This window comes from Pseudoroseomonas cervicalis ATCC 49957 (assembly GCF_000164635.1).
In the GTDB taxonomy this organism is placed as follows: Bacteria; Pseudomonadota; Alphaproteobacteria; order Acetobacterales; family Acetobacteraceae; genus Pseudoroseomonas; species Pseudoroseomonas cervicalis.
The window spans coordinates 1-1,249 of the sequence record NZ_GG770845.1; the positions used below are offsets into that span (position 1 = coordinate 1).

Annotated in this window: 1 protein-coding gene; it reads right to left on the bottom strand. The window is 73.7% G+C overall.

All coding sequences use genetic code 11. The annotated features are described in order from the left end of the window. Nucleotides 1-69 precede the first annotated feature (69 nt). Nucleotides 70-1,170 carry a capsular polysaccharide export protein, LipB/KpsS family gene (locus HMPREF0731_RS19565; protein ID WP_007005947.1) on the bottom strand — a complete coding sequence of 367 codons (1,101 nt, stop codon included), beginning with the start codon at nt 1,168-1,170 and terminating at the stop codon, nt 70-72. Nucleotides 1,171-1,249 lie beyond the last annotated feature (79 nt).

Sequence of the window (1,249 nt, forward strand, 5' to 3'; positions counted from 1 at the left end):
TGATCCCTCGGATCGGCTGAACGGATCGCGGGCCGCCCCGGAAGGGGCGGCCCGTTTTCGTTATGGGCCTCAACGCTCGGGGCGCTCCAGCGCGTGGCCGCACAGCGCGCGCAACACCAGCCGCTGGAAGGCCAGCGGCGTTCGCGTGTCGATCTGGAAGACATTCTGCGCCAGGAACACCAGCTGCCGGGCGAGCAGCGGGTTGTGCCGCGCGATGGCGCGCCGCACCGCGTCGGGCGCGCCGGCCGGGTCGTCCAGCGCCAGCGTGGCGCGGTCGTAATCGGCGCGGCCCAGCGTCACCACCGGCCGGTCATAGACCAGCGCCTCGTAGCCCACGCCGGAATTGACCGTCAGCACGCAGCAACTGGCCGGGATCAGCGCGTGCACCGAGGCCGCGCTGCGCTCCACCCCCGGATGGGCCGCCACCTCCTCCAGCATCGCCGCCACGGCGCGGTCGGTGCAGAGCGGGTGGCGCTTCACCACCACCGGCAGCCCGGCCGCCGCCAGCGCCAGGATGGCGGCGCGCATCCCGGCGACATAGCCGGCCTCGAAGCGCTTCAGCGTGACGACGGAATCATTCGGCAGCTGCAGCGCGACGAGGACGTAATCGCGCGCGGCGGGCGGCGGCGCCGTCGCGTCCTGCCGCCATTTCGAGGCGCCGGCGGCGGCATAATCGCGCCGCAGCCGCGTGTGGTGCGCCTCGGCCAGCGGGGCGGGGATGCGGGTGATCTCCTTCTGCGGCAGCTTGCACAGCTCCGACCAGCCGGAGAATCCCTCGCGCTCGCATTGCAGCATGCCGGGCAGGTAGCCGGCCTTGTAGTGCCAGGTGCGCGGCTTGCGCCCCAGCGTGTGCCAGGAGAGGTGGATGCAGCCCTCGCCGCCCGGATCCTCCTGCGGCGGGTGCAGCAGCAGCGGCGCCTGGGCCTGCTCCAGCACCGCCAGCAACCCGTCGCGCATCAGCGCGAAATCCGCCACGTGCGGGCGCCAGGCCAGGGTCCAGCGCGGCCGCAGCACCAGCTGCAGGAAGCGCAGATAGGGCAGCGGGTCCTCGCAGCGCCAGAGATCGGCCTGCACCTTCTTCACCAGCCGGCGGAAGGCGCCGCTGTAATAGGCCGCGGCGAAGCTCTCCGGGCTGGGGAACTCCATCGCCTGCGGGTCCTCGATGGGCATGCGCGCTCCCCTCTGCCGGGCCCGGGCGGGGCCGGCGCGATCAAGGCGCGCGGGGCGGCGGCGCGCAAGGGGGGGGGCG

What these genes read in the sequence shown, in the direction of transcription:
- HMPREF0731_RS19565 (WP_007005947.1), bottom strand. Translation starts at nt 1,170, where the DNA reads ATGCCCATCGAGGACCCGCAGGCGATGGAGTTCCCCAGCCCGGAGAGC.